Below are 7773 nucleotides of genomic sequence, written 5' to 3'. Positions count from 1 at the left end.
CCCGGCCCTTGAAAATCAAGGGCCGGGGGCTGATTGTCTCCTATTCCCACTCGATTGTGGCAGGGGGTTTGCTTGTAATGTCATATACAATCCGGTTGATATGGGGGACCTCATTGACGATTCGTACGCTCACCCGGTCTAACACCTCGTAGGGAATCCGAGTCCAATCTGCGGTCATGAAGTCCGTGGTGGTGACACTGCGCAGGGCCAGGGTGTAGTCGTACGTCCGCCCGTCGCCCTGGACACCTACGGAGCGCATGTTGGTCAGCACCGCGAAATACTGGTCCATGGTCCTCTCCAGGCCCGCTTTGGCGATCTCATCCCGGAAGATAAAGTCTGCCAGACGCAGAGTGTCCAGCTTCTCTTTGGTGATGTCTCCGATACAGCGGACGGCCAGGCCCGGGCCCGGGAAGGGCTGGCGGCTCACCAGATACTCCGGCAGGGCCAGTTCCCGGCCCAGCTGCCGCACCTCGTCCTTGAAGAGGAGCCGCAAAGGCTCCACGATCTCCTTGAAATCCACACAGTCCGGAAGGCCGCCCACATTGTGGTGGCTCTTGATGACCGCCGCGTCTCCGGCACCGGACTCGATCACGTCCGGGTAGATGGTGCCCTGGGCCAGATAGTCCACCCGGCCGATCTTTTTGGCCTCTGCCTCAAAGACCCGGATGAACTCCTCGCCGATGATCTTCCGCTTGGCCTCCGGCTCCGTGGTGCCGGCCAGCCTGCTGAGAAACAGCTCCTCCGCGTCGGAGCGGACAAAGTTGATATCCCACTGGGAGAAGGCGGCCTCCACCTCGTCTCCCTCGTTCAGCCGCATGAGGCCGTGGTCCACGAACACGCAGGTCAGCTGGTTCCCCACGGCCTCCGCCAGCAGGGCCGCCGCCACGGAGGAGTCCACGCCGCCGCTGAGGGCCAGCAGGACTTTGCCGTCTCCAATCTTCTCCCGCAGGGCCCGGACGGCGGTCTCCTTGTAGCCGCTCATGGACCAGTCTCCCGCCGCACCGCAGACCTCGTAGAGAAAGTTGCGGATCATGTCTGTGCCGTGCTCCGTGTGATTGACCTCCGGGTGGTACTGGACGCCGTAGAAGCCCCGGGTTTCGTCGGCAATGGCCACGTTGGGACAGGCGTCGGAGCGGGCGGTGAGGACGAAGCCCTCCGGCACCTTCTCCATATAGTCGCCGTGGCTCATCCAGGTGATTCCCTCAGCGGGCAGGCCCTTGAAGAGGCGGCATTTCGTGTCAAAATACGTCTCCGTCTTGCCGTACTCCCGGGCGGTGTCCTCTGCGGCGGCCACGACTTTGCCGCCCAGAGTGTGGGCGATCAGCTGACAGCCGTAGCAGATGCCCAGGATGGGCACGCCCCAGGTGAAGATGTCGGGGTCCACGTGGGGGGAGGTCTCCAGATATACGGAGTTGGGGCCGCCGGTGAAGATGATGCCGATGGGGTCTATGGCGCGGAGGTCCGCCAGGGGGGTGGTATAGGGCTTGACCTCGCAGTACACGCCGTGCTCCCGGACCCGGCGGGCGATGAGCTGGTTATACTGGCCGCCGAAGTCCAGGATGATGACGGTCTGATGGGACATGGTAGATTACCTTCTTTCACAAGAGGGGGTGTGGTTTTGGTCTTTGCCCGCCCTTCGGGCGGGGGGATTTCAGCCATGATGATGGCTGGGCAGATGCACCCCCCATTTTCTCTTTTTCTGAGCGCAGAAAAAGAGAAAACGGGCCGTGCACGGTCCAAAAGAGAAAAAGACTTTATGGAGCTTGCGGAGGTCTTTTGCTTCGATTGAATGGCGTGCAGGAAATTTGATGGGTAGACGCAAGGCCCCAGCTTCTCTTCCCGCGCTTCGCGCCTGATCTGTACCGTGTGGGTAGAACACTGTAGGGGCGATTATCAATCGCCCGTCTCCTAAAAAATACCGGACTTCCGGTAAACGTTTCCGGGAAATCTGTGGGGCCTGCACCCTGTGCGGGCCATCCCCCCGCCGGTAAGGGTCAGCGGATAACGGGGACGCCGTCCTTTAGATGGAAGGAGGCGGTGGTATAGCTGTGGAAATCCACCTCCTGCGGGTCCTGGGAGGACGTATACAGCGGAAACACCAGCCGGTAGGTGCCGTCGGGCAGGCCGGCGTAGGGCACCCAGGAGAATGTGGAGGAGAAATCCTTGCCGGGAGACAGGGAGTAACCCTCCAAGGTGACGGCCCAGTGGGGACCGTCCAGCTTGGGAACGTCATACCAGACGCCGTTCAGCAGGACCTGCAATCCGGCAAAGCCCCCGTTTCCGTGGAACAGGGACTGCCCGCTTTGGTTGGTGATCGTCCAGGAGAGTGTATTTCCGCTGACCGTCAGCGTCATGGGCACGTCGTTCAAGGGGGGCTCCGGGCCGGACGCCTCCATAAAGCGGACGTCCCAACAGCCGTCCCGCAGAGCGAGAATCCGCAGGCGGGGCAGCGGGGAGGCGTCCTCCCGGGGCTCCGGCTCTTCGACGAACTGCTGCCAGATGGAGGGGAAGTCCACCTCCGCCAGCAAGGTGTTTCCCTGGTTGTCCAGCCAGACGCCGCCGCAGTACGCCGCCACATAGTCGGACTCTGTGCCGCCGATGTGCAGGGTGTAGACGGGCCAGGGGGTTTCCGGGATGGTCCAGTTGGTCACCGCGCGGCCTTTGATGGGGTTGAAGGCAGTTTCCAGAGCTGTTTTTTCCGGCCATACTCCCACATAAACGGAGGCCGAGGAGACGTTTTTTCCGTCGTAACAGGACAGTGTCACGGTTCGCTGCAAGGCAAAGGGCAGCTCCAGCGCGGTCTCCTCCTTCGCCACCGTCATGGCGTGCCAAGAGGCGATGAGCTGCTCCGCCTCCCGGGCGGTGAGGAACGGAAGCTCCGTTCCGCCCCACTCCACCGCGGCAAAGCCGGTGCGCTGGAAAGCGGGCAGGTCCTGCTCCGGGATCTCCACCGGCTCCGCCAGGGGCCGCCAGGCCATGAACACCCGCAGGAGGCTGTCCGGCTGGGGGGTGATGGTCAGCTTGGCGCGGCTTGTGTAATCATCAAACTGGAAGGCGATGAGATTGAAGGCGTTCGCCTCCATCCGGGGCAGCCAGTAGACGGTGAACTCGTTGGCCTCCCGGCGGGTGAGGCCCAGCTTGCTGAGGGACTCCTCCAAAAAGGCGGCGGTGTTTTCGCCCGGTACGCAGAAGCCCCGGGAGAAATCGCAGTTCCCATTGGAGGCACCTTCCCAATAGAGGTAATTATAAGTCTGGCCGCTTTTGTCCGTCAGTGTGCCGTCCGGAGCGGCAGTGACAGTCCAGCCCCCCTCGCCATAGGCGGGATAGGTACAGGTCAGCTCTCCGTCGTAGTCCAACCGGACGTTGACCCCAGTCTCCTTCTCCGGGTAGAGGTAGAGGACGGGCTTGGCGTCGAGGTCAGTATGATTGTTCTGCCGCTCCTCCCGGCAGCCGGTGAGCGACGCGCACAGCAGCGCCGCCAGACACAGCGGGACAATGACTTTGTGCAACATAAAATGCCTCCTTTTTATAGCGCTTATACAGACTAAGACGAAAAAGGGGCGGTTTGGTTTCGGGCTTTGGAGCAATCAGTCCTCCCGAAAGACGATGTTGCCGGGCTCGGCGCTCTCAATAATGGCCAGGGACTTGAGGTTCACTCCGGCGGCGCGGAGGCGGTCGCCGCCGCCCTGGAAGCCCTTTTCCACGGCGCAGCCGATACCCACCAGCGTGGCCCCAGCCTTCTCCACGATGTCACACAATCCCCGCATGGCCTCGCCGTTGGCCATGAAGTCATCGATAATCAGAACCTTGTCCTCAGAGGAGAACCACTCCTTGCTCACAAGCAGCGTGACCTTTTTCTTATAGGTGTAGGAGAAGATGTCGCTCTGGTACAGGCCGCCCTCGATGTTGTCGCTCTTGGCCTTCTTGGCAAAAATCATGGGTTTGTTAAAATGGCGGGCCACAATGGCGGACAGGGCGATTCCGCTGGCCTCGGCGGTGAGGATCATGGTCACCTCGTCCATGTTGAAGTGGCGGCCGAATTCCCCTGCGATGTGCTCCATGAGTTCCGTGTCAATGCGGTGGTTCAAAAAGCCGTCCACTTTGATAATGTTGCCGGGCAGAACCTTGCCCTCCTTGACAATGCGGTCCTTCAGTTCCTGCATAGCTGTCCTCTCCCTTACTTTTTTTGTAAAATTCCGTGAAAAAATGTACTACCATTATCCCGGATTCCTGCGGATTTTGCAAGTGATTTTCCAGACAAAAAGCCTCTCTCTAAGCAGAAAAGCCCTGTTTGTTTTCGACAGAAAGTACAAAAATCCGCAAAAGCCGCGCCGTGGAGAGACACGGCGCGGCTTTTGCATTATTCCAGAGCCTGGGCTACCTTGTCAAGCCACGCGCCCTGGAAGGACTCGATGTCCCCGGCGTCCATCAGGGCGGCCAAGGCGGGGTCGATGGGCATCTCCGCCAGCAGGGGCAGGCCGTGGCGGGCGGCCGCGGCGGCAGTCTTGCCCTCACCGAAGAGGCGGAGCTTTTTGCCGCAGTCCGGGCAGGAGACATAGCTCATGTTCTCCACCAGGCCCACGATGGGCACCTCCATCATCTCCGCCATCTTCACGGCCTTCTCCACCACCATGCTCACCAGCTCCTGAGGAGAGGCCACCACCAGGATACCGTCCAGCGGAATGGACTGGAACACGGAGAGGGACACGTCGCCAGTGCCCGGGGGCATATCCACAAAGAGGTAGTCACAGTTCCAGAGAACGTCTGTCCAGAACTGCTGCACCACGCCGGAGATCACCGGGCCCCGCCAGATGACCGGGTCCGTCTCGTTCTGGAGCAGCAGGTTCGTGGACATCACCTGAATCCCGGTACGGGTCTCCGTGGGGTAGAGGCCCGCCCCGCTGCCCACGGCCTGACCGTGGAGGCCAAAGGCCTTGGGGATGGAGGGGCCGGTGACATCGGCGTCCAGGACGCCCACGGTATGGCCCCGGCGGCGCATGGTCACCGCCAGCTGGCAGGTGGTCATGGATTTGCCCACACCGCCCTTGCCGGATACAATGCCGTATACCTTGCCCACATGGGCGGCGGGATGGTGCTCTTTCAGCAGGGACTGGGGCTCCTGCCGCTCTCCGCAGCTCTCGCCGCAGGAGGCGCAGTCATGGGTGCATTCGCTCATGGTCTTCTATCTCCTTTTTCGCTTGCGCGTATTTTGAAATTGTACAGATACATTATATATGTAGGATTCTATTCTATACCAGAGGGACCTCGTCCGTCAACCGCTGGATGGAGACGGCGCTGTCTCCGGCGAAAAATTCCGCCTCCCGGCTGTGGCAGGTGAAGAGGAGAATCTGCCGCTTTTGGGCCGTGGTGCGCAGATACCGCAGAGCGGCGGCGCAGCGGCTTCCGTCAAAATTGGCCAGAGCGTCGTCCAAGACGATGGGCACCTGGTTTTCCTCGGGCAGTATCAGGTCGCAAATGGCCAGCCGTACCGCCAGATACAGCTGGTCGGCGGCTCCGGCGGACAGCAGAGCCGCGTCCCGGCAGACGCTGTCCCCGGCGGGCTCGGCGGAGAGATGAAAGCTCCGGTCCAGCGTCACCCCGGTGTATCGGCCGCCTGTCAATTCCCGAAAGATCTCCGCTGCCCGGCGGCCAAGCTCCGGGGAGAACCGGGTCTGAAGGGCGGTGTTGGCGGCGCCGAGGGCCTCCAGGGCCAATTGAATGGCTTTGTGCTCTCCCTCCAGGGCCTGAATTTCTTCCTGCAGATGGGCGGCGGAGGAGCGGAGCACCACCGGGTCCCCCAGGGCGTGGAGCCGGCCGGCGAGACGGTCCGCCTCGGAGCGGGCGGCGGCCAGGGCATCCCGGGCTTCCTCCAGCCGGGCGGCGACGGCCTCCCGGCTCCGGACAGGGGCGGGGAGATCCGCCGGGTCCTCTCCAGCGGCGGGGGTCTGCTGGGTCAGCAGGTCACAGCGGAGCCGGGCTTCCCGGGCGGCGGACTCGGCCTCCATCAGTTCTTTTCGGCGGACGGCACAGGCGCGGAGGGCAGCGTCGGCGGAGGGCACGTCAAAGGCGGCGGGGGCGAAGCGGCGGACTTCCAGCAGGATGCCTTGCTCGTTGGAGGTCAGAGAGGCGTACAGGCTGTCCGCGGCGGCAGTTTTAGCGGTCAGCTCCGCCTGGGCGGCTTCCGCGGCCCGGTAGAGGGCGGTGAAGGCCGCCAGTTCCTTTTGCCGCTGCTGGCGGAGTTCGGCGGCCCGGGCCTCCCACTTCTTTTGCTTTTGAATCGTAAGCAGACTCAACGCCAAAAGGCACAGCCCGCCTGCCCCGCAGCCGCAGCCGGTGGACAGCCGCAAGTTTTGCTGGGCGAAAAAGACCATGGCGGCCCATAGCCCCAGGCCCAGGGCAAGGGCCAGCAGCACTCCCCAGAGGGGGAACCGGGGCCTGGGGTCGATATGCAGGGGAAGCCTGGCTGCCTGCTCCGGCGTCTGGCCGGGGAAGGGGCTGTTGTTCACGGCATCCTCCGCCCGCAGCAGGGCCAGCCGGGCAGCGTCCTGTTCCTCCCGGGCCTTTTTTGTGGACCGCCGCACAGTTTCCAGATTGACGATGGCGCCCCGCAGGCGGCCGATGGCGTCGTTTTCCGGCATCCGCTCCTCCTCGATCCGCCGCCGCAGGTCTGAGGCCCACTGGGCGGATTCCCGGGCGGCGGTCTCCGCCTGGAAGAGGGCGCGGCGCCGCCGGCTGGCTTCCCAGCGGTCACAGGCGGAGAGCTCTTCTTCTAAAGCTGCTTTTTCGATTGCCAAGGTCTCCATCTGTTCCTGGGCGGCGGCCAGCTGTATTTCCAAAGTCTCCAGCTCTTCCAATTGGTGCGCTGTCTCCTGCAGTTCCGCCTCCAGGGTGGGAAGCTGGCCGGTTTTGTTGTGGCGGCGGCGGTTTAACTGTTTTTTTAATGTATCGGCGGCCTCGGAGTAGGAGGTGCCTTCCTCTCCGGAGGTGATGAGGGCGGCGATTCGCCGCTCCAGCCCCGGGTCCTGGGTGACGGCCAGCCCCGCCTGGCGGATGAAGGCACTGCGCTCGAAGACCTCCCGGCTGACGCCTAGGAGAGTATCGCCGCAGTTCTGCCCCGTCAGGCCCGGCACCACCTCGCCGGTGCCGGCGTACACCGCCTGGAATTCCCCCATGGGGGCGGTCTGGCGGCGGGTGACGCGGGACAGGGTCAGTTCCTGACCGCCGGCGCGGCAGTCCAGCCGTCCGGACATGGAGACGCCGCTCCAGGGGGCGAAGCGGTTTTTGTCGGCAATAAAGCCGGCCCTGTCCCGCTCCCGGCTGTTGATGCCGAAGAACATGGCTGAGAGAAACGCGCACCAGGTGGACTTCCCCGTCTCGTTAGGGGCCTCAATAATATTCAGGCCGTCCCGAAGTTCCAGGGTCTGGTTCTGGAGCCGGCCGAAGGTGGCGGACATTCTGTGGATCAGCAGAAAAATCACTCCTCGCGGAATATATTTTAGAAAGGGAGAGAAAATAGGACAGGCCGCAGATAACGGCAAAGATACTTGTGAAAGATTGGGCATTGTGGTCCGCTTGAAGCCATTATACCATATCCTGTTTTGCTTGCACAGCCCATTTTCCATTTTGCACAGAAGTAGTACCAAAAAACAGGGAAAGAGCTGGGCATGATGAAAAAACAGGAAAAAAGTGAAGAAAATGGGTTGACAAACAGGGCGGGATTTGGTATTCTAACAAAGCTGTGTGACAGGGGAGCGCGAGGGGGAAGGCAGCTGG

Annotated in this window: 6 protein-coding genes; 1 reads left to right on the top strand and 5 read right to left on the bottom strand. The window is 62.2% G+C overall.

Annotated elements, in window-relative coordinates; translation table 11 throughout:
• Positions 1–40: 40 nt before the first annotated feature.
• Entirely contained in the window at positions 41–1582 is a 1542-nt protein-coding gene (guaA, locus tag QZ326_RS09870; RefSeq protein ID WP_295744651.1) for a glutamine-hydrolyzing GMP synthase, read from the bottom strand.
• A 36-nt stretch (positions 1583–1618) separates the two neighbouring features.
• Here guaA and QZ326_RS09865 point away from each other — a divergent pair, with 36 nt between their 5' ends.
• Entirely contained in the window at positions 1619–1789 is a 171-nt protein-coding gene (locus QZ326_RS09865; protein ID WP_295744649.1) for a hypothetical protein, read from the top strand.
• 205 nt (positions 1790–1994) lie between these two features.
• Here QZ326_RS09865 and QZ326_RS09860 read toward each other — a convergent pair whose 3' ends face one another.
• The 4 genes from QZ326_RS09860 to QZ326_RS09845 form a co-directional block, all read right to left on the bottom strand.
• Positions 1995–3512 (bottom strand): immunoglobulin-like domain-containing protein, encoded by a 1518-nt coding sequence (locus QZ326_RS09860; protein ID WP_295744647.1) that lies wholly within the window; start codon positions 3510–3512, stop codon positions 1995–1997.
• A gap of 75 nt (positions 3513–3587) precedes the next feature.
• Positions 3588–4163 (bottom strand): xanthine phosphoribosyltransferase, encoded by a 576-nt coding sequence (locus tag QZ326_RS09855; protein WP_295744644.1) that lies wholly within the window; start codon positions 4161–4163, stop codon positions 3588–3590.
• A gap of 197 nt (positions 4164–4360) precedes the next feature.
• Positions 4361–5176, bottom strand: coding sequence for an Mrp/NBP35 family ATP-binding protein (locus tag QZ326_RS09850; RefSeq protein ID WP_295744642.1), 816 nt, complete (start codon positions 5174–5176; stop codon positions 4361–4363).
• 73 nt (positions 5177–5249) lie between these two features.
• Positions 5250–7478 carry an ATP-binding protein gene (locus QZ326_RS09845; RefSeq protein ID WP_295744640.1) on the bottom strand — a complete coding sequence of 743 codons (2229 nt, stop codon included), beginning with the start codon at positions 7476–7478 and terminating at the stop codon, positions 5250–5252.
• Positions 7479–7773: the final 295 nt, after the last annotated feature.

Origin of the sequence: uncultured Oscillibacter sp. (assembly GCF_910587525.1) — a bacterium.
In the GTDB taxonomy this organism is placed as follows: domain Bacteria; phylum Bacillota; class Clostridia; order Oscillospirales; family Oscillospiraceae; genus Oscillibacter.
The sequence above is the reverse complement of the archived record's forward strand: the minus strand, read 5'-3'. Positions and strand labels throughout refer to the sequence as shown.